The organism is Actinoallomurus acanthiterrae, assembly GCF_054775715.1.
Map to the genome: position 1 here is coordinate 6,272,265 of NZ_BAAHCO010000001.1, position 18,778 is coordinate 6,291,042.

Here is an 18,778-nt window from a genome sequence, read left to right on the forward strand (position 1 = left end):
TTTTTCTCGCCGTGAATAAAGTGCGCCTCTCCTTCTAGACAGAGCTCTCGCGTCCTCGGATGATGGACTCGAGGTGGCATGGGACCCGTCGACTACCCTCGGAGAAGGAGGCCACATGTAACGGGTGATGAAAGAGGATCAGCCTGTGCGACAGCGAGCAACCGTCCGGCAGGTCGCCGAGGAGACCGGGCTTTCGATCGCCACCGTCTCCCGCGTGCTCAACGGCCAGAACAACGTCGCCCCGCGCACTCGTGAGGTGGTGCTGGAGGCCGCCGGGAGGCTCGGCCGCCGACCGCCGCACCGGCGCTCACCCGTCATCTACGTCCGCTGCCCGTACGTCCTGAGCGACTACTTCGGCCTCATCGTCTCCTCGATCGCCGAAGCCGCCGCCACCCAGCGGCTGGAGGTGCTCCTCAACGCCGGCGAGTCCGCCCAGCGCACCGACGCGCTGCGCGGCCTGCCCGCACGAGCCGGGGTCGGCGGCGCCATCCTCATCCTGCCGCCCGAACCAGCCGACGACCTCGTCCGGCTGCGCGACAGCGGCTTCCCCTTCGTCGTCGTCGACCCCCGCACGACTCCCCCGCGCGACATCGCGGCGGTCTCGGCCGCCCACTTCACCGGGGCCCGCGCGCTCATGTCCCATCTGGTCGCCCTTGGGCACCGCCGCGTGGGCATCATCGCCGGCCCGCGCGACTGGCTGGTCACCGACGCGCGCACCGCCGGTTACCTCGCGGCCCTCGCCGACGTCGGCGTCCTGCCCATCCCGGACCTCATGCGACACGTCCCCGAACCCACCGTCGACCATGGCCACCGGGCCGCCGCCGAGCTGCTCGACCGGCCCGGCCCGCCCACGGCGCTGGTCGGCTTCAACGACAAGATGGCCGTCGGCGCCCTACGCGCGGCCACCGAGCGCGGCCTGCGCGTGCCGGACGACCTCTCGATCGCCGGCTTCGACGACATCGACCTCAGCCGCGCGACCCACCCGCAGCTGACCACCGTCCGGCAGCCGCTGGCCGAGATGGGCCGCATGGCCGTCACGCTCTACACCCGGCTGCTGGACCAGCACGAGCACGAGGCACTCCACGTCGAGCTCGCGACCGAGCTCATCGTCCGCTCCTCCACCGGCCCCGCCCCGCTCCAGCCGTGACCGAGCGCCAGTCGTGGCCACGCGCCCGGATCGGGCGAACTGGCATAGCCTGAGGGTCAGAGCACTGACCTGACGCGAGAGTAGCGGACTCTCAATCCCCGAGTTCGGGGTTCAAGTCCCTGGCGGCGCACCCATCCCGACCTGGGCGTCCTCGGTACCGACCGCGAACGCCCAGTCTCCCTTTTGGGATAGTTGTTGCTCGGATGCCACGATCTTGCCAAAACGCAGCCTCGGTCGGCGCCCTACGGCCCCGGAAGGAGCGGTCGCAGGCGCGGTGGAACGCCCCAGCGACCAGCGATCAATTTCGACCAGCCCGCGTGTCTCAGCCGGGCCTTGTCACAATCGGTGGGAGCTACCGTCGAGGTCGGTAGTGGTGGACGTCGGTTTTTGTGCTCGACGAGGGCGGTGGTGGTTGTAATGCTGCTCATAGTCGGCGAATACGCGGCTTGGGTGGCGGTGGGTGTAGATCAGGAGCCGGTCGGTGCATTCGTGCCGCACGTCCCCGATCCAGCGTTCGGCAATCGCGTCGACGTCACCGCACCTGCCTGTGCGGTGCCAAAACAGTGAATGCTGGTACTGAGCTGGGCGTTCGCCGGTCGATCAGGCAAATCTGCGGTACTCGCTGATCAGCCCGGTGACGGTCTTTCGACGGTGAATCCGGGCGGTCATGTCGATGACTTCGCTGGGATCGTGCAATGGCGGTCGGAGAGAACGGGCCTGATGCGGGCGGTGATGGTTGAAATGGCGTTCATACTCGGCCAGGACCGTGCGCAGGTGCCGCTCACCATAGATAAGTAGGTGGTCGAGGCAGTCGCGGCGTAGCGTTCCCACGAATCGCTCCGCGAACGCGTTCGCCCGTGGCGACCGGACGGGCGTCTTGATGATCCGCACACCACTGGCGGCGAACACCTCATCGAACGGGCGGACGAGCTTGCCGTCACGGTCCCGGATAAGAAACTTGAAGGTGCTGGCGCGTTCGCCCAGGTCCATCAGCAGGTTCCGGGCCTGCTGGGTGGTCCAGGCACCGGTCGGGTTGGAAGTGACGCCCAAAATATGGACGCGTTGGGTCTGGATCTCCATGACGAACAAGACGTACAGGCGCTTGAGGAACACGGTGTCGACGTGCATGAAGTCGCACGCCAAGACTCCGGCGGCTTGGGCGATCAAGAACTGCCGCCAAGTCGGTGATGCCCGGCGTGGCGCTGGGCCCAGACCAGCCGCGGCCAGGATCCGGCGGATGGTGCCTTCACCGATCCGATGGCCGAGGCCGAGCAGTTCCCCTCGGATGCGCCGGTGCCCCCATCGCGGATTCTCGCGGGCCAACCGGACCACCAGATCCCGCAGTTCGTCCGAGATCGGCGGACGCCCGACCGTGTTCGGGTAAGTCCAGCGCTTGGTGACCAGCCGGCGATGCCAGGCCAACAAGGTGCCCGGTGTCACGATCCGGTGGAGCCGAAGCCGCGCAGGCAGCAGCCGAGCCAGCGCGGCTAGCAGTGCCCGGTCGGCCCAGTCCGGTCTCGGCCGGGTGACCTGACGGCGCAAGATTGCGACCTCGTGACGCAGTACCAAGATCTCCACCTCCTTGGCGGCGTCGCTTCGCGTGAGGAGCGTCAACCAGCCGAACAGCCGGACCATCAGCAGATACACGAGGCGTAGAAACACGAGCGCTGAGCGTAGAGGGCCAGGTCACATGGTGTGGAGGAGTTGTGGCACCGCACACGCGCCTCAATCACATGTCCGAGGTGTGGTCGGCGGCGAGTCTGGCGAGTTCGACGCGGGAGCCGATGTCGAGTTTGCGGAAGACTTGGCGGAGGTGGAACTTGACCGTGTGTGGGGAGATGAACATCTGGGTGGCGATCTGGGGGTTGGTGAGTCCTTGGGCGGCCAGTGTTGCGACGTTGCGTTCGGTGTCGGTGAGGCTGTCCCATCCGGAGACCGGGCGTTCGGATTGACGCCAGTGGCGGCGTCTTATGCCGAGCTTGCGTAGCCTGGCGCGGACGCGGGCTGCATCCCGCAGTGCGCCGGTTTGCTGGTAGTCCTGGAGTGCCTGGTCCAGGCTGTGGATCGCCGCGTCGTGGCCGGAGCCGCCGGGCGCGTGAGCGTGCAGGACGCCTAGATCTTCGGCGGCCGAGGCACGGGCCCACGGGCCCACGTGGGTGGCGGCGGCGCGGGCCAGGGCGGCGGGGTCGTGGTGGAGGATGCCGCGAGCGTGGGCGGCCGAGGCGGCAAGCGTGGGGAAGTCGCGGTTGTCTTCGGCGAGACGTTCGGCGGTAACCGCGATGGTCTCGGCGGCGGAGCGGTCGCCGGCGGCGAGCGCGGTCCGGGTCAGCCAGCCCGCGGCGCCGGGTTCGGCCATGAGCAGCCACTGTCGTTCCGTGGCAATGGCGAGTAGGCCGCTGAGCGCGTCGATCGCCTGATCCGGGCCAGCTCGGGCCTCGGTCACCAGCGCCATACCCCACTCGCACCATACGCGCCCGTACATCTCGCCTTGGCCTGCCTGACGTTGAGACTCGTAATGCTCGGCGTGCCTGGCGGCGGTGTCGATGTCCCCGCGGCGTGCTGCGACGATGGCGAGCACGGCGAGCCCCAAGAGATCGAATGCATGCATGCCCAGCTGGTCGGCCATGGCGAGCCCGGCTTCGGCCTCGGCCGCGGCGTCGTCGAGTCGGCCGGAGGCGAGCCGCAGCCGGGCTCGGAAGATCGCGGGGCTGGCGGCGTATGCGGTGTGGCCGAGCGTTGTGATCTCCTGGTCGACGGCCTGGAGCATGCTCTCGGCCTCCTCGAGCTGCCGAATGGACGTGAGCGTGTTGGCCAGGAGCAGGCGCGGATGCGCGTGCTTGGCTTGGATCGGCCCGCCGTTTGCGATGCGTACCGCTTCGCGGAGGTGACCGATCGTATCGACGGCCCGTCCCTCCGCCCAGCCGATCCCGGCGAGCAGTATGTGAGCCCCGACCCGGGCGGGAGGGTCGTGGCGTTCGGGGGCGGCCACGATGGTCTGCGCCCGCTCTCGCCCTAGTCGACGGTCGTGGGCGGCGAACAGCCCTTGGAACAGCACTTGTTCGGTAAGGCCTTGTAGCTCACCGGGTAGGTCCGGTTGGCTGAGCGCCGCCCGTGCCTCGGCCACCGCCTCCGCCGGTCGGCCGGCCAGCATCAGGACGTAGGCCAGTACGTAGCGCAGGTGGGAGGTCTGCTCGGGCAGCGTGGCCTGGCTCAGCGCGGTGCGAGCGAGCTCCGCCGCCTGGGCCAGCCGCCCGGCCGCCGCAAGAGCGTAGACGGCGGTCACCCTACGGTCGAAGTGGCCGGGAGCCGACGGCGCGGTGAGGTCGAGCGCCCGGACGGCCAGATCGGCCGCGGTCTGCGGGGAGGACGGCAACACCTCACCTACCGCCCGGTCAAGGCCCTCCAGAGCGGCCATGTCCCCCGGCCGCGTACTACACATCAGGTGGGCTGCGGCGGGAATCGCCGACCCGCCACGCTCCAATAGCATCTGCGCAGCCTGACGGTGCAGGGCTTGGCGCATCGACACCGTAACGGTCTCGGTCACGGCCCGCCACAGTAGATCATGCCGGAAGGCCAGCTGGTCCTCCGCGGGCACCACGACTCTAGCCGCTTCGGCCTCTTCCAGCGCCGGCAGCAGCCGGCTGGGCGGCTCGCCGAGCATGTCCGCGAGGTCGTTCGCGTCGAAGGAGCGGCCCAAGATGGCCGCGACCTGCAGCAGATGGCGTGTAGGTGAGGACAAACCACACAACCGGCTACGCGCGATCTCCTGCACCCGGCGCGGCAGCCGCCGGGAGACCAGACGCGCGTCACCGCCGCTGATCTCGACCGCGCCCTCGTTGCGAAGTCCCTCAAGCCATTCCATGAGCAAGAACGGATTGCCTCCCGCCCCGGCCGCCAGCGCGAGCAACTCCGAATCCGGCGCCGCATCGAGCATGTCGGTGATGACCTCGGCCACGGCCTGGTCGCCCAGCGCCTCCAGCACCAGCCGCGTGGCACCATCGCGTTCGAGAACCTCATACAACCGGTCCAGCCCCGAACCGCCACTGCCGATCGTACGAGACAAGATCCATACCATCGGGTACGACGCCAGCTCGGGTATCAACGAGCGCAACGCCAGCAACGTCATCGGATCGGCCCACTGCAGATCATCCAGCGTGACCAGATACGGACCATCTGCGGCCCGGTTCTCCAGCCGGGCCTGCAACTCCTCCACCAACAGCAACCGCGCATCCGCAGGCATCATCCCCCGGGACGCCAGCAGCGTCTGAGTGGACTCCCCGAACGCTGACATCAGCGGCTTCAGCGGCGCCAGCCGGGCTGACTCATCCGCCATACCCCGGGCGAGCACGAACCCCAATCCCGCTGCGGCCTCGACCGCCTCGGCGAGCAGCCGGCTCTTGCCCACGCCCGACTCACCCTCGACCAGCAACACCCCACCGCGGCCACTCACGGCCGCCCGCAGCGGACCTGCAAGAACCTGCCACTCGCGGTCCCGGCCACGCCAGCCACGCCGCGACGATCGCCCGAGGTCGATTCCAGTCGAGGTGTCTGAGACAGACGGCCACACGCCCGGCGAATGTCCATCAGACACGCTAAGAGCCTATCCGGTTGAGACCCTTACCACCTCGTTGACCTGCGGACGGGTAAGTGCGGCGGCGCATTCGACATCAGGCAGTGACGTGTCCACGTTGCCGTCAGGCATGGTCTTCCGGTGCACCGACCGGGCCCAGCCCCCTGAACCTGGGCCCGGTCGGTACGCCGTCACCGCGAGCTCCGAGCGGCGACATCAGCGCGACCATCGGTCGGCCTGGCCGACGATCTGAGCGCCGTCCCCTTGCGGGCCCAGCTCGATCGGTCACCGTCACCGCGAGCTACGAGCGGCGATAACTAGATACTGCTAAGAGGCCACGACCTCCGCATCGCCCATCCGTGCAGGATGCGCGAGCCGCGGTTCAGGCCAGAAGGTCCTACGCGACGCACAGGTCATAGGCGGCACATGTGTCAATGGAACCCCAATGTCGGCTCAGGCACTGATTCCGTGATCCTGACCGGGCGGTGACCCGCCCGAGCCCATCGAGGACCCCGCGGGTCAGGCTCAGCCGCGCAGTCGCGAGGGCGAGTTCCCCACCTGATAAGTCACCCGCGACGGCGGTCCGGCCGCGCCGCGCGACCTCTACCGCGTAGGGCCGTTCCGCCTCGCCATCGAGCGCACCTCAGACACCACCTGACACGTGACAGGCGGCAATACGGACAGAATCGGCGGAACCGCCGTGGGGCTCACAAAGCTCAGTTCGGCCGCCCCGCCGTGCCACTTTTGGCCGTAATCACCCTTCCACGCCGACGGCAGGCGTACAAAGCCCGCTCCGATGGGCGATGCGGGGTTATGGCCAGCCAAGCCGGGTGTGTGGCGACGCTCGGGGGGCAACGCCGCCACACACACCGTCGACAGCGCCGGCCGCCTGGGATCCGTTACCCGTCCCTGGGTTCGCCGGTCGTCCGGCGTGCGACGACCGTGCCCGCCGACGGCTATGAGGCCGCTGGGCGCCTCTGGGCCTGACGGAGGGTCAGAGTGTTGAACACGAACGCCTGAGCGGGCTGCTAAGGAGGAAGAAGCCCATCGATCCCGGTGGTCGGCGCGGCCGTCGTGGTGCGACCGACGGTTCGGCCGCCCGTCCCGGTGCGTGGCTTGGTGGCGGGGGCCGATTTGCCGGGAGCCGGCCGGGCGGATCTCACCGGCGCCACCTGTCGCTTCGCCAAGGCGGGCGTGCGGATCGATGTATGACGCACGGACGCCGCCGGGTGCGGCTGCGCGCGGGGAACGCGAGTCGGTGGGACGGCCTCGACCCACGATCGTCCGGACATGGACCGGTCGGGCGGCCTGCACCCCCAGGATGTGGTCGGGTGCGCGGTCACGCCCAGGATCCGGACCCGGCGACTGGCGCGTTCGATCACCGCGAGCACGTACATGCGTGCTCCGGCCAGGGGTGACCGTCTCGAAAATCACATGCCAACAGGGCCCCAGCCTGGGAGCGCAGGAAGCCAGCCCAGGTGCTGCAGACGCGCTCAGGAGCCGGGTCGATACCGGCCTCCTGCAGGATCTCCCACACCGTCGAGACGGCCACCTTCAGCCCCAGGACCAGCAGCTCACCGTGGACACGCCTATACCCCCAGCTCGGATTCTCCCGGACCAGACGCAGCACGAGGACGCGGACGGAACGCACCGTCGGTGGCCGACCCGGCCGTTTCGGCTTGGACCCGGCGGCGTGCCGCCGTGCGATCAGATCGCGGTGCCAGCGCACGATCGTGTCCGGGCGTACCAGCAGCCGCAGCCGACGTAACGCCTCCTGCGGCAGGCGGTGCAGCAACGCTGCCAGGAAGGCACGATCGGCTGGGGTGAACCGCGCCTTCTCGTTGCCCAGTTGGCGCTCCAGGACGGCGAACTGGTGGCGCAGGGCGAGGATTTCGGCGTTCTTGTCCCGGTCGCTCGTCGGGAGCAGCCGCAGCACCGCAAAGGTGTTCGTCACGGTCAGGTAGGCCTGACGCAGCAGCACAGCGGACCATCATGGCGTGGTGACCGCTTCCCGCGTGGCCCACTTCGACCTTTCGGCCGTGGCCGCCCTGCCGGGAGCCATACCGGCCTCCAACGCTCTCACCTGGGCGGATGATATTTTTGGCAACCGCAGCACCGCTGCCGAATGTCACCGCGTTGCCCGCCGGAAGTCGCCTGGGACACCTCGATGACGAGCTGCACCTGGTCGACTCGTTGAGCGCGGCGCCGGGATCGAAGACGGCGACGTCGGGCTCGGGCTGACCGTCGGCGGGCCCACAGCCGCCCGCCGACCTGTTTGGCGACGTCCCTGCGAATGGAGCCGATCAGACGCTGGTAGCGCTTGGCCATGCTCGCGTCGGACCAGCCCATGGTGGCCGTGGCGGCGGCGGTCGGCACTCCGAGCATGAGTAGGACGGTGGCGGCGGTGTGCCGAGCGTCGTGGAATCCGGCTCCCCGGACCCACGTCCACTGATGGCCCCCACCTTCTCAAACACGCTCTCCTTATGGACGAACGTTGATGATCGTCTTCCCTTTGCGGCGCTCGGTTGAGTTGATGGCCGCGACGGCGTTGTCGAGGGTCGTGACGGTGCCGATGTTGGTCCGCAGTCGTCCGTCCCGGACTCGCTGGACGATCTCACCCAGCTGGGCACGATCGGACTCGACAACGAAGTCGACCGCCAGGCCATCGGTGGGCCGCGCCTCGGTCGGCCCGACGACGGACACCAGCGTTCCTCCGGCTCGAATCAAGCCCGCGGACCGCGTCTGGATGTCACCGCCGATGACATCGAACACCAGGTCGACGCTGCCGACGTCTTCCAGCGCGTCGTTCTCAAGGTCGACGAACTCTTGCGCGCCGAAGTCGAGCGTCTTTTGACGGTCGGCCGCGCGTCCGGTGCCGATGACGTAGGCGCCGAACTCACGTGCGAGCTGCGTCACCATCGACCCGACTGAGCCGGCCGCGCCGTGCACGAGGACGCTCTGCCCCGCCCGAAGACGGCCATGCTCGAACAACCCTTGCCACGCGGTCAAACCCGAGATCGGCAGGCTCGCGCCCACCGTGAAGTCGACGTCGCCCGGCAGCGGCGCGAGGTTGCGTGCCTCGACGGCCACATACTCCGCCAGAGTGCCGTCACGATGCCAGTCCGTGAGGCCGAACACCCGCTGTCCCACCGACAGCCCCGTCGTGCCATAGCCGAGAGCGGTGACCACCCCGGCCAGCTCGTGCCCAGGGACCGACGGTGCTCGGTCACGGTCGGCGCGATCGGTCCAGGTCGAGGGCCACGCCATCTCAGTCGGGACGAACCCCGACGCATGAACCCGCACAACGACGTCGTTTATCGCCGCCGGCGGCTCGGGCCGCTCCACCAGCGCCATCCCGGCCGTTCCCGCGGCCTGGTCCCTCACCACAATCGCCTTCATCCCGCACCTCCTTGCATCCAGTCCTCGCAGCCACACTCTGCGCACGATTCTGTGGACGATATCGTCCATTATAGCTCCGATGCAGAGGCACCCGGCCAGTCGAGGACGTACCACCACGACCGTCATTCGCGCTGATGCGCCCGACCATTGATGGCCGGCGAAGGCTCGCCGATCGATGCCACGCCGATCTTCTCTGGACATTATAGTCCAGACCGTCCGGCCACAGGATGTGGGTTGCATGGCAGTGATCAGACGCGGCTTCGGCGGCCGCAGACGTGACGACCCCGATCTCCCGCCTGGCCAGTACCGCACGGACGACTTCGGCCTTGTCCTGGTCGCGAGACGGCGCCCGGGTTCGGGACAGCGGCGAACCCACGGCGGATGCCGATCCTGGAAGACTCGCGACCGGCCTGATGGCCGCGCTACAGGGTGGTCTGCTACTCGCCCGCACCACCCGCGACGTGCGACGGTTGGAGGTGGCCCTGGACATAGCCCTCGGCTACGTCCGCACACACGCCGTCACGCCGTGAGGAACGACTTCACGTGGTCAAGCGCCATATCGAGGGCGATCTCCATGGGCTTGATGTCATGCGCGGTCTCAGCGAGGAGGTACCCGCCTTGCAAGGCGGCCATCAGACCCGTGGCAAGCTTCTCCGGGTCGGCATCCGGCCTGAGCACCCCGCTGTCCCACATCCGCCGCAGGCCGGCGGCGAGCAGCCCTTCCCATTCCACGAACGACTCGGCGAGCGTGGCTCGGGCATGGTCGTCCTGGTCGGCGAGCTCGCTGGCCAGCGAGCCGAGCGCACAGCCGTAGGCGCCGTTCCGCAACGCGTTTCGCTGCACCAGCGCGTCGCGCCAGCGGACCAGACCGCGGAACGACTTCAAGCGCTGAAGGTAGCCGCGTTCACGCTCGAGGACCTGCGCGGTCCGCTCCGCGACGACGGCGCGGACCAGTTCCTCCTTGTCCGGGAAGTGGTTGTAGAGCTGGGATTTACTGGTATTGCTCGCAGCCCGGACGTCGTCCAGCGTGGTCGCGTTCACGCCCTTCACGTACATCAGCTCGACAGCAGCCGCCACGATGCGCGCGCGGGTGGCGGCCCCACGTGGCGTCAGCCTCCGCTCCGGCTGTGCGTTCTCCGGCCTGCTCACAGGCTTCAGGCTACCCTGTTTGATCACAGCTGCCGCCGCATGGACTACATGGTCCCCTCGGCTACGGGTCTGCCACTAGCTCAGCCCCTTTGTCATCATCTTAAGTGGACGATAGACGCATTTGTATTGGCAATGCGGTGGGCTGGATGCGCGGTCGAATCGATATGACGATCGACACTCCGCTGGCCGGCTGACTCTCGTCGCCGACCACGGTGAACTGACCGGCATCTACTTCCCGTACCAACGGTCCCGTCCTGATCCCGCGACGTTCGGCGAGCGGTCCGACCCGGGATTCGAGGAGATCCCCCACCAGCTCGCGGCGGTCGAGACGACGTTCCGACGAGGAGGGACAGGGCACCGATCCGGTTCGGCCCCATCGCGCTGATCCGCGCGGCGATCGACGGGCGTCGCCGAGCGCGGGCGGCGACCTGCTCAGGGTCGAGTGAGGTCTGGATGACGGTGAGGTTCGTCATGACTACTCACCGAGCTGGCTGTTCCCGGTCGTCTAGGTGAGCGGGTTGCGCGCAGCGACAACAGTGAACAGCGTCGCGAGGAGGGCAAGGACGCCGTAGCCGAGGGCGATCTGCGGCAGCGAGAAGGTGTTGGAAAGCTGGCCGGCGAGGAGGCCGGGGAAGGTGGCGGCGCTGTAGCAGAAGAGGTAGATCGCGCTGAAGATTGGTGACCGGTCGGCCAGGGTGCTGCCGTGCAGGAGGCCGCGGGTGGCGGCGCTGATAGCGATGCCTTGAGCAGCGCCGCCGACGATGGTTGCGGCGATGAACAACGCCAGTGTGCCGGTGGCGATCGCTGTGATGATGCCGATCCATCCGGCCAGGAAGATGATCATGCCGATGCGTTGGGCTGCCGCCGGTGTGAACCGGCCGCCGAGGGGAGCACCCAGAGCACTGGGGCCCATGTAGGCGGCGAACACCAGCCCAAGGACGAGAGGGCTGCGCGTGTGGAGTTGATCTTCGACCAACGCGGGCACGAAGGCCTGGTAGAAAGCCCCGGTCGCCCAGGTGGCCAGGAACACCGCTGCGGCGACAGGGAGAAGACGCCTGACCCGGGCCGGAACGCGGACCTGGGGTCGCAGTGATCGCCAAGCGCCCGGCGACGGAGTTTCAGTCTCCGGGCTGACAGCGACGAGTGCGGCAGACAGGAGGAGGAGGCCGCCGGCAACCAGGTAGATGAGCTCGCGTGGCCAGGGGCCGAACTGGACCAAGGCTCCGGAGGCGATGGCGCCGACGGCGAGGCCGAGCATGACTGTCTGGCTGGAGGCGACGGAGGCCAACCAGGCCGGCCTGGCCGGTGCGGCATCGACGATGTAGGAGGTGAGGCTGGTGCCGGCCAGCCCGGCCCCGAGGCCCATCAGGAGCCGACCGGCGATCAGGATGCCGATGTCGTGCACGTTCAGCAGCACCAGACAGCCCAGCACAAGCAGGCCGAGGCTCGCGATCGAGGTGGGCCGTCGGCCGAGATGATTGGACAGCCGTCCCGTCATCAACAGTGTGGTGAAAGTGGCAGCGGAGTAGGCGACGACGGTCATCGAGATGCCGGCGTTGGTGAACCCGTCCTCGGCCCGGTAGATGTTGAAAAGCGGGATCGTCGAGCCCACCGCGGCAAACGCGGCCGCCAGGGATACCACCGCAGATGAGAAAGCCAGCCGGAGCGTTCCGCCCCGGCTGACCTGTTTGATCACAGGTGCCACGTTCTGCATCTTTCTGTTCTGAACTAGGCCGGCCGCGAATGGACCAAATAGTGACCCACGCGACACCGGTAAGCGAGAAGGCCCAACGAATGGTGGCCTCCGTGCACCTGATTTGTGTCTGTTCGTCGCGCAGTCTTACTTACAACGTCACGATTTCGCTCGTCCTCGATGCCTGCGCACGGACCACCAGCAGGTGCGGAGTACCAAGGTCATCGGTGGCCTTTGGTTACTCCTGGGCGCTTAGGGTCGATGAGGTCGGCGTACTCGGGGTTGTGCTCGATGAAGGTGCGCACGATCGGGCACATGATGGTGACCGTCTTGCCCTGCCCGCGCACGTCGTCGAGGACACGCCTTATCAGCTCGGTGGCGATGCCCTGTTTGCGGAACTCGGGGAACACCGAGGTGGCCAGCAACACGAGTCGGTCGTCGCCCGCGACGTTGTATGGCAGTCCGGCAATCTCGCGGTCGCCGACGATGGCCTCGTAGATGCCGGCTTTCTCGTCGTTGACGACTGCGAAGTCGAACGCAGGAGCGTGGGGATCGTCGATTACCTCGTCGATAAGGACGATCTGGTCCTGACTGAGGGTGCCATTCCCGTCGGAGTATCCGGCCTCGCCCGGGTACCCGAAGGCGCATCGGGCCGGCTTAGTCGGGTCGGTCATGGGGGTGTCCCTTCGTTGATTGTTCGTTCGCCGGCCGGGGCCGCTCATTCTTGTTCTTGGGCGTGCCGAGTGGTTTAGGGACGAAGCGCAGATGATGGTCTTGCCCTTGATCCGCTCGGTCGGGTTGAACGCTGGGACGACATCGTCGAGTGCCGCGATCTGGCCGATGTTCGTCCGCAGCCGACCATCCCGGACCCGCTGGGCGCGGCGTGAATGCTCAGGAGCCCAAATGCTCGGCGTGATGCCGCAGGTTCCTCAGAGTCAGTGCCGTATCAAGAGTGGCCACGGTCGCCTGCTGCGCGACGACCGGCAGCTCCAGCGCCCCGCGACCTGCACCACCACGCGCTCGCTCACGCCGCATTCCTTGGCCGCCGCCAGCGCGCGGTCGAGCAGTTGGTCGGTCACCTGCCCGTTCCAGCGCACGCAGGTTCGAGGCCAGCCGTGCCAGAGAGGATCACGAGTTCGTTGTCTGCTGGTATGCGGACGACATCGAAGTAGCCGCCAATCTTGGCGGCTACGGTCCCTACCCAAGTGCGGGGTTGCCTCGCGACCAGCGGCCTCGCGCGCGTGGCCGGGCTCAGATGCGCGGAGCGACCGCCCAGGCCGAGATGCAGACCCAGATACCCTGACGCTTCTGGTACGAAGTTCCACGATGAAGTCTTCGGCGAGTTCCTCGCTGAAGACTTCATCGTGGAACTGGTCGGAGTGGACGTACTCCGTCCGCGGCCTGCGCACTTCGGCCACAGTCGTTCCGATGCCGGGGATGCTTAGACGAAGGTGAACAGCCGGTCGGCATCGAAGCGCGAAATCGGGTCGGTGTACACCTTCTTAAGGTTGGGGTAGCCGAGGGCCAGCAGCACGGTTGTGGTGTGTCCGGTCTCGCGGATCTTGAACCCCTTGTCGACACTGGTCGGGTCGAACCCTTCGAGCGGCATGGCCTCAACGCCCAGCTCAGCGGCCGCCATCATGGTCATACCCAGCGCCATGTAGGTCTGCTTTTCCATCCAGTGGTTGATGTCCTTGTAGCCATAGTTGCGCAGGTTGAGGAAGTCGCGGGTCATCGACTGCCACAGCGCGCGCTTCGCCGGGTCACCGAACCGACCGTCGGCCGTCTCCTTGTCGAACACCTCTTCGACGTGGCTGTCGGGGAGATCTGCCCGAGTGGTGAGGATGATGGTGTGCGACGAGTACATGATCTTCTCGCCGTTGTCCTGGAATCGTTCACCCAGGTGGGCTACGAGCTTCTCTTTGCCTTCGGTCGTGCCGATCACGTAGAAGTGATTGGGCTGGATGTTCGTCGACGACGGCGTGGACCGCAGAAACCTCAACAGCTTTTGAAGGGTTTCTTCCGGGATGGTCTTACTGGGATCGAAAGCCCTGGTGAGATGCTTGCTCATGAGCTTGTCGAGATCCATGTCAACCTGCTTTCTTCTTGCAACCAGTGAGTGAAGAGCCAGTAATTCGTAGGGTTTGGGCTAGTTCTTGCCGCGGGCGAGTAGTTCGCCAATGCGCTCGAAGCTGATGCCTGTCGTCGCCGAGGCGAGGTCGCCCGCGACGAGCGCCTTCGTGGCCTGTTCGAGTGCGCCCATCGCGTGGATGTAGAGCAACGGACCCAAGCTGATGCGCTTGACCCCTGCCTTCTGCAGTTCGGCGACGGTCAGCACCTTGTCCGACGGTGACACGAGGACGTTGACCGGTGTCGGCGCGACTGCGGTGACGATCGCCTCAAGTGCGTCGAGGTCGGGTGGGTACGGGGCGTAGAGCACATCCGCGCCGACCTCAGCGAAGGCCGTCAGACGCCGGATGGTGTCGTCGAGATCGGGCCGCCCCTGGATGAAGTTGTCGGTGCGGCCGGTGACGACGATGCGCTCCTTGGCCGCGTCGACGGCGCTACGTACGCGATTGACTGCCTCGTCGAAGCCGCGGATGGGTTGATCGGGATTGCCCGAGGTGTCCTCGACCCCGATACCGGCCAGGCCAGACTCCACGGCGGCCTCAACGGTCGCGGCGACGTCTTCAAGCGTGTCGCCGTAACCGTCCTCGAAGTCTCCGTTGACGGGCAGCCCGGTGAGTCGGGCGAGCAGCCGCCCATGCTCGAGGTGCTCTTCGCGGGTGACTTCGTGACGCCCATCGAGGCGGCCGAGCGTGGTGGCGAGCGCCGCCGACGATGTCGCGATCGCCTCGAAGCCGGCATCGGCCAGCATCAGCGCCGAGAGGCCGTCCCAAGCATTCGGCATGACGAGGCCACCGTCGCGGGTGTGCAGCGCCATGAATTTCTCATAGAGTTCGGAGCCCGGCATGTCGAGCCTTTCCTGAATGATCGTTGATTCGGTGAAGGGTTTGCCGGCTGGGTGCGCGGACCGCGTCGAGGGTTCCGGCGATCAACCGGTGGGCGGGGTGTTGTTGGCGGCGGCGTGGAGCTTCTTAAACCCGATCCAGCCCCAACAGATCAGATGACGCGCGATGAGTCCGTCGATGATGTCCATGCACTCGACGAGGTGGGTCTGTTCGCCCGTCGGTGTCTGGCGCGGGTACTCCCAGAGCAACTGATGCCCGTCAGTGAGGTAGGTCCCGGTACGCCACCCAGTTCTCGAAGACTCCTTCGCGGCGACGGGCCGCGAAGTTGCGCCCGCCGCGTCGGCTCCGGGCGCGGGTTCACTGGGCCACGGCCGTATCGACCGAGTCCGCGCCGGGGATGTCGAGGTCGGTCTGGTTGACGTTGTTGATGAAGTTGGTGAGCAGGAATTGCACTGCCACAGCGACGATCGCCAGGATCTGTGGGTCGGTGTACCCGGCGCCTCGCACACCCGCGAGCTCGGCGTCGCTGACCCGCCCGCGGCTGTCGACCACCCGTTGCGCGAAGCGAGCGGCCGCGGCGCGCTCGGGATCGACCGAGCTCCCAGCGCGGCCGAGCTCGATGTCGTCGCCTGACATGCCGGTGAATTCGGTCGCGACGTAGGTGTGTATCGCCAGGCAGTAACTGCAGCCGCTGGCTTGCGACACGGCGAGCGCGATGCTGTGCCGGGTCTTTGCGTCCAGAACCCGGCTCAAGGTGCCCTGCAGAGTCGTGACGACCTCGAGAACGGTCGGGTTCGACGCGATGGTCTTGAACATGTTCGGGACGAAGCCGAGCTGCGCACCGACGTTGTCGAGTATCTGCTGCGCGCCGGCAGGTACATCCTCTAGAGGGGGAATGTTCAGTCGTGACACAGCGAATCGACCTCCGGTCGGGGTGTGAGTAGTCGTCGTCGAGCCCACGTCGGACTCTTAGTGCTTTAGAGCTCCGCCGCAGGTCCTAGCCCTGACCGCAACCTGGCCGATGGCCTCGGTTGCGCCGGGCGCCTCTGCATTGCGCGGGCTGACTCCGTCGGCGCCGAGTTCCGGATCTCTTCGCAACAGGAGCATCGTACAAAGAGGACTATACAGTCCAAAAACCTTCCACGCAACAACCCCTCCCCCAGGCGGGCCGAGCGGGCCGCGCTGGATGCAAGCGGGTCAATGCCCATCGGGTCGGTAAACCTGCCACCCAGAGCCACATCAAGGCACGCCGTGCGTCATTCGGCTGGTCAGAATGGGCGACTTCAAGCCGCCTCGAGCCAGGTCGGCTCGGGCGTGATCGTCCATTAAATGGACTATTTAGTCCGACGCTGCCTGTCGGGCTGCTGAAACGAACGCAAGATCTCTCGGATCTGCCTGCGCCTCCGCCTCGCGTCCATCTACGAGAGGGTTTGCAACACACTTCATCGAGGGTGTAGGGCTGTCCAACGTTCGGTTACCTCTCTGATCCCCGCGGCTTGACACCGAGTGGTGCCGAACGTCTTACAGTCCCCGCCGGCGCGGGAAGACACGCGGACTCGTCGGAGGCAGCCGCGGGGTTGCGGATGAAGACGGCCGAAACAACTCCACCGAGTGCCATGACCACGGCGATGATCAGGATGCCTCGAGTCCACCCCGTGAATGTCCAGGCGCGTGGACTCCGCAGGCCAGCAGCGAAAGCAACCCGTTCGCGGGCAAGGCCAACAGCGGAGCCACCTGGACCAACGACATCAGCCACGGCGACCTCGTCCGCAGCAACCCCGACCAGACCATGACCATCGATCCCTGCAACCTCCAACTCCTCTACCAGGGCAAATCCCCAACCGCCACCGGCCCCTACGACCAACTGCCATGGCGTCCGGGCCTGCTGACACTGCAGCACTAGCCTGCCGCGCGCGGTTCCAGCGGCGACCGCAGCCTCCGCGCACCGCTTGGGTGTGTCCATGTACCAGAGCACGTCGTGGGGGGCCAGGGCGGCGCCGGGCCCGAAAACGAGTGCCACTGCGTCGGACGTATGTTCCGGCACAGGCAGCTCGTCGAAGAGGTCGGCAAGGGTGCCTGTTCGTGTTGCAGCAGCCGCCCATACTCAGGTTCTGCCTTGCGGGTGACGATGTGTTCGTCCGGGCCGTCCGTGACGATCAGGACGACCTTGCCCGCCACCTTGTAGACCTCCAGCTGCTCGGTGAACGGACGCCCGTGGCTGACCCCGGGCAGCGCCAGTGCCGTGTCGCGCGCTCTGTCCTGGAGCTTCTCGCCGCTGATGGGCATGACGAAGGTCAGGCGCGGCGGCCGTGGGTGCGCGGATCCACGGGCTGCTCGGCTTTGGGAAGCCCGCCGACCACGAGACGGTAGGAGTCGATCACGAGCTCCTTCACTAGCTTCTCGTCGATGGTGCCCCCGCCTTCCACCGTGATCCAGTGCCTCTTGTTCATGTGATACCCGGGGGTAATGTCCACGTACTGCTCACACAGGGCTGCGGCGTCGTCCGGATCAGCTTTCAGGATCACGACGGGGCGCCCCGGCATGTCGGTCATGAGCATGAAGACCTTGCCGCGCACCTTGTAGACCTCCCAGTCGGGGCCGAAACGACGCTCCAGGTCGGCGCCGGGCAGTTCCACAATGCAGTCGCCCGCGATCTTCTGCAGTTCCTGTCCGTCCAAGGTGATCAACTCCTCTATCGATCCGAGTGCCCTGACCTCCCGGCCAAGGCCCAAGGTGGCGTCTCGTGCATGGCCGCCACGAACGGCGGCGCCCGCGCGCCGGCAACAGTGACGGAAGCCGACGCGGGTGTATGGCGAACTCGGGATCAAGCTGCGACCGACAGCAGCTCAGACGCGTGCTGAAAAGGCTCTCTAATCCGAACCCTATTTTCGAGCGGCACAGGGTTCCCGAGCGATTCGGTCGTGCGATGTCAAAGGCTTTGTATTCTGCGGTCCTGACACTTCCTTCGATTCTGCGGGCCGGGAATCCTGCCGTTCGTCGAATATCGGGTTCGTCACGCGCGAGGTCCGTGACACCGGATACGGACAGAAATGTGTCCGTAGATTGTCGATAGTACGGTCAGACGGCCAATCCAGCGCCGCCGGACACCACGATCTCTTGCCCAGTGATGTACGCGGCTCCGTCCGAAGCCAGAAACGCGACGGTCTCGGCGATGTCCTCAGGCCTGCCGAGGCGACCGAACGGGTTCTTCGCCGCCATAGCGGCCAGCATCGCGGCGACCTCATCGGATCCCATGCCGAGGGCGGCCCGCAGCATGGGCGTGTCGGTGAATCCCGGGCTGACGGCGTTGACTCGGATGCGGCGTGGGGCGAGCTCCAGGGCCAGCGTTGGGATCATGGTCAGCAGCGCGCCTCGCGACCCGGCTGTGAGACTGTTGCCGGTCAGGCTGCGCGTCGCTCCGATACCCGCGGTTACAATGATCGAAGCGCCGTCGGACAGCAGTGGCAGCGTTTTTACCAGAGTGAAGAACTGTCCTTTGGTGTTGACGGCGAACACGTCGTCGAAGGCGGCTTCGTCGCAGGCGTCCAGCGCCACGGGACGGCTGACGCCGGCGTTCAGGAACAGCGTTGTCAGACTCCCGAATCGTTCGCGGACCTCGGACACAACCCGGTCAGTGTCAGCAAGGGAGCGCGCGTCAGCACGCAACACCAGGACGTCCTCGGGTAGCTCCTCGCGCGCCCGGGCGACGCTTTCCGGACGTTGTCCAGTGACCGCGACCCGGTAGCCGCGGCTATGTAGAACCTCCGCGGTGGCCTTCCCGATCCCACTGGTGCCACCGGTGATCAGAGCTGCACGTGCCGACATGGCGATCACTCCACATTAGTTAT

14 protein-coding genes and 2 pseudogenes are annotated in these 18,778 nt (G+C 66.8%); 3 read left to right on the top strand and 13 right to left on the bottom strand.

The window, feature by feature from the left end:
* Positions 1–145: 145 nt before the first annotated feature.
* Positions 146–1,147: a LacI family DNA-binding transcriptional regulator gene (locus tag ACYVF7_RS29780; RefSeq protein WP_460347270.1), complete on the top strand. Its 1,002-nt coding sequence runs from the start codon at positions 146–148 to the stop codon at positions 1,145–1,147.
* Between the two features lie 417 nt (positions 1,148–1,564).
* Complete coding sequence (locus tag ACYVF7_RS29785) at positions 1,565–1,714, top strand: hypothetical protein (RefSeq protein WP_460347272.1); 150 nt, start codon at positions 1,565–1,567, stop codon at positions 1,712–1,714.
* A gap of 33 nt (positions 1,715–1,747) precedes the next feature.
* On the opposite strand, the gene ACYVF7_RS29790 is transcribed toward ACYVF7_RS29785, so the two are convergent.
* The 11 genes and pseudogenes from ACYVF7_RS29790 to ACYVF7_RS29840 all read right to left on the bottom strand — a co-directional run bounded on the left by ACYVF7_RS29790 (position 1,748) and on the right by ACYVF7_RS29840 (position 15,842).
* Complete coding sequence (locus tag ACYVF7_RS29790; protein ID WP_460347274.1) at positions 1,748–2,782, bottom strand: integrase core domain-containing protein; 1,035 nt, start codon at positions 2,780–2,782, stop codon at positions 1,748–1,750.
* 94 nt (positions 2,783–2,876) lie between these two features.
* Complete coding sequence (locus tag ACYVF7_RS29795) at positions 2,877–5,738, bottom strand: helix-turn-helix transcriptional regulator (RefSeq protein ID WP_460347276.1); 2,862 nt, start codon at positions 5,736–5,738, stop codon at positions 2,877–2,879.
* A gap of 1,357 nt (positions 5,739–7,095) precedes the next feature.
* Positions 7,096–7,698: a hypothetical protein gene (locus ACYVF7_RS29800; protein WP_460347278.1), complete on the bottom strand. Its 603-nt coding sequence runs from the start codon at positions 7,696–7,698 to the stop codon at positions 7,096–7,098.
* Positions 7,699–7,796: 98 nt separating this feature from the next.
* A pseudogene (locus ACYVF7_RS29805) lies at positions 7,797–8,132 on the bottom strand (hypothetical protein); the annotation flags it as partial.
* A 66-nt stretch (positions 8,133–8,198) separates the two neighbouring features.
* A complete protein-coding gene (locus ACYVF7_RS29810) occupies positions 8,199–9,071 on the bottom strand; it encodes an NADP-dependent oxidoreductase (protein WP_460347280.1) in 873 nt (290 codons plus the stop codon).
* 564 nt (positions 9,072–9,635) lie between these two features.
* The gene (locus ACYVF7_RS29815; RefSeq protein WP_460347282.1) at positions 9,636–10,265 is read right to left on the bottom strand and encodes a TetR/AcrR family transcriptional regulator; all 630 of its coding nucleotides are present in this window, start codon (positions 10,263–10,265) and stop codon (positions 9,636–9,638) included.
* Between the two features lie 505 nt (positions 10,266–10,770).
* The gene (locus ACYVF7_RS29820; protein ID WP_460347284.1) at positions 10,771–11,979 is read right to left on the bottom strand and encodes an MFS transporter; all 1,209 of its coding nucleotides are present in this window, start codon (positions 11,977–11,979) and stop codon (positions 10,771–10,773) included.
* Positions 11,980–12,179: 200 nt separating this feature from the next.
* Positions 12,180–12,632, bottom strand: a complete 453-nt coding sequence (locus ACYVF7_RS29825; RefSeq protein WP_460347286.1) for a GNAT family N-acetyltransferase — start codon at positions 12,630–12,632, stop codon at positions 12,180–12,182.
* A 767-nt stretch (positions 12,633–13,399) separates the two neighbouring features.
* The gene (locus ACYVF7_RS29830) at positions 13,400–14,047 is read right to left on the bottom strand and encodes a nitroreductase family protein (protein WP_460347288.1); all 648 of its coding nucleotides are present in this window, start codon (positions 14,045–14,047) and stop codon (positions 13,400–13,402) included.
* A 60-nt stretch (positions 14,048–14,107) separates the two neighbouring features.
* Positions 14,108–14,932: an isocitrate lyase/PEP mutase family protein gene (locus ACYVF7_RS29835; protein ID WP_460347290.1), complete on the bottom strand. Its 825-nt coding sequence runs from the start codon at positions 14,930–14,932 to the stop codon at positions 14,108–14,110.
* Between the two features lie 355 nt (positions 14,933–15,287).
* Positions 15,288–15,842: a carboxymuconolactone decarboxylase family protein gene (locus tag ACYVF7_RS29840; RefSeq protein WP_460347292.1), complete on the bottom strand. Its 555-nt coding sequence runs from the start codon at positions 15,840–15,842 to the stop codon at positions 15,288–15,290.
* Positions 15,843–16,605: 763 nt separating this feature from the next.
* Here ACYVF7_RS29840 and ACYVF7_RS29845 point away from each other — a divergent pair.
* Positions 16,606–16,833: pseudogene (locus ACYVF7_RS29845) on the top strand (non-reducing end alpha-L-arabinofuranosidase family hydrolase); the annotation flags it as partial.
* Between the two features lie 391 nt (positions 16,834–17,224).
* Here the strand turns inward: ACYVF7_RS29845 and ACYVF7_RS29850 are convergent.
* Together ACYVF7_RS29850 and ACYVF7_RS29855 are read right to left on the bottom strand one after the other, a co-directional pair.
* Positions 17,225–17,608 carry an MmcQ/YjbR family DNA-binding protein gene (locus tag ACYVF7_RS29850; RefSeq protein ID WP_460347294.1) on the bottom strand — a complete coding sequence of 128 codons (384 nt, stop codon included), beginning with the start codon at positions 17,606–17,608 and terminating at the stop codon, positions 17,225–17,227.
* A gap of 400 nt (positions 17,609–18,008) precedes the next feature.
* Positions 18,009–18,755 carry an SDR family oxidoreductase gene (locus tag ACYVF7_RS29855; protein ID WP_460347296.1) on the bottom strand — a complete coding sequence of 249 codons (747 nt, stop codon included), beginning with the start codon at positions 18,753–18,755 and terminating at the stop codon, positions 18,009–18,011.
* Positions 18,756–18,778: the final 23 nt, after the last annotated feature.

Bases quoted from the DNA above. Each gene is read 5' to 3' on its own strand.
- ACYVF7_RS29785 (WP_460347272.1), top strand. From the start codon at position 1,565: ATGCTGCTCATAGTCGGCGAATACGCGGCTTGGGTGGCGGTGGGTGTA.
- ACYVF7_RS29790 (WP_460347274.1), bottom strand. From the start codon at position 2,782: ATGGTCCGGCTGTTCGGCTGGTTGACGCTCCTCACGCGAAGCGACGCC.
- ACYVF7_RS29810 (WP_460347280.1), bottom strand. From the start codon at position 9,071: ATGGCGCTGGTGGAGCGGCCCGAGCCGCCGGCGGCGATAAACGACGTC.
- ACYVF7_RS29820 (WP_460347284.1), bottom strand. From the start codon at position 11,979: ATGCAGAACGTGGCACCTGTGATCAAACAGGTCAGCCGGGGCGGAACG.
- ACYVF7_RS29825 (WP_460347286.1), bottom strand. From the start codon at position 12,632: ATGACCGACCCGACTAAGCCGGCCCGATGCGCCTTCGGGTACCCGGGC.
- ACYVF7_RS29830 (WP_460347288.1), bottom strand. From the start codon at position 14,047: ATGGATCTCGACAAGCTCATGAGCAAGCATCTCACCAGGGCTTTCGAT.
- ACYVF7_RS29835 (WP_460347290.1), bottom strand. From the start codon at position 14,932: ATGCCGGGCTCCGAACTCTATGAGAAATTCATGGCGCTGCACACCCGC.
- ACYVF7_RS29855 (WP_460347296.1), bottom strand. From the start codon at position 18,755: ATGTCGGCACGTGCAGCTCTGATCACCGGTGGCACCAGTGGGATCGGG.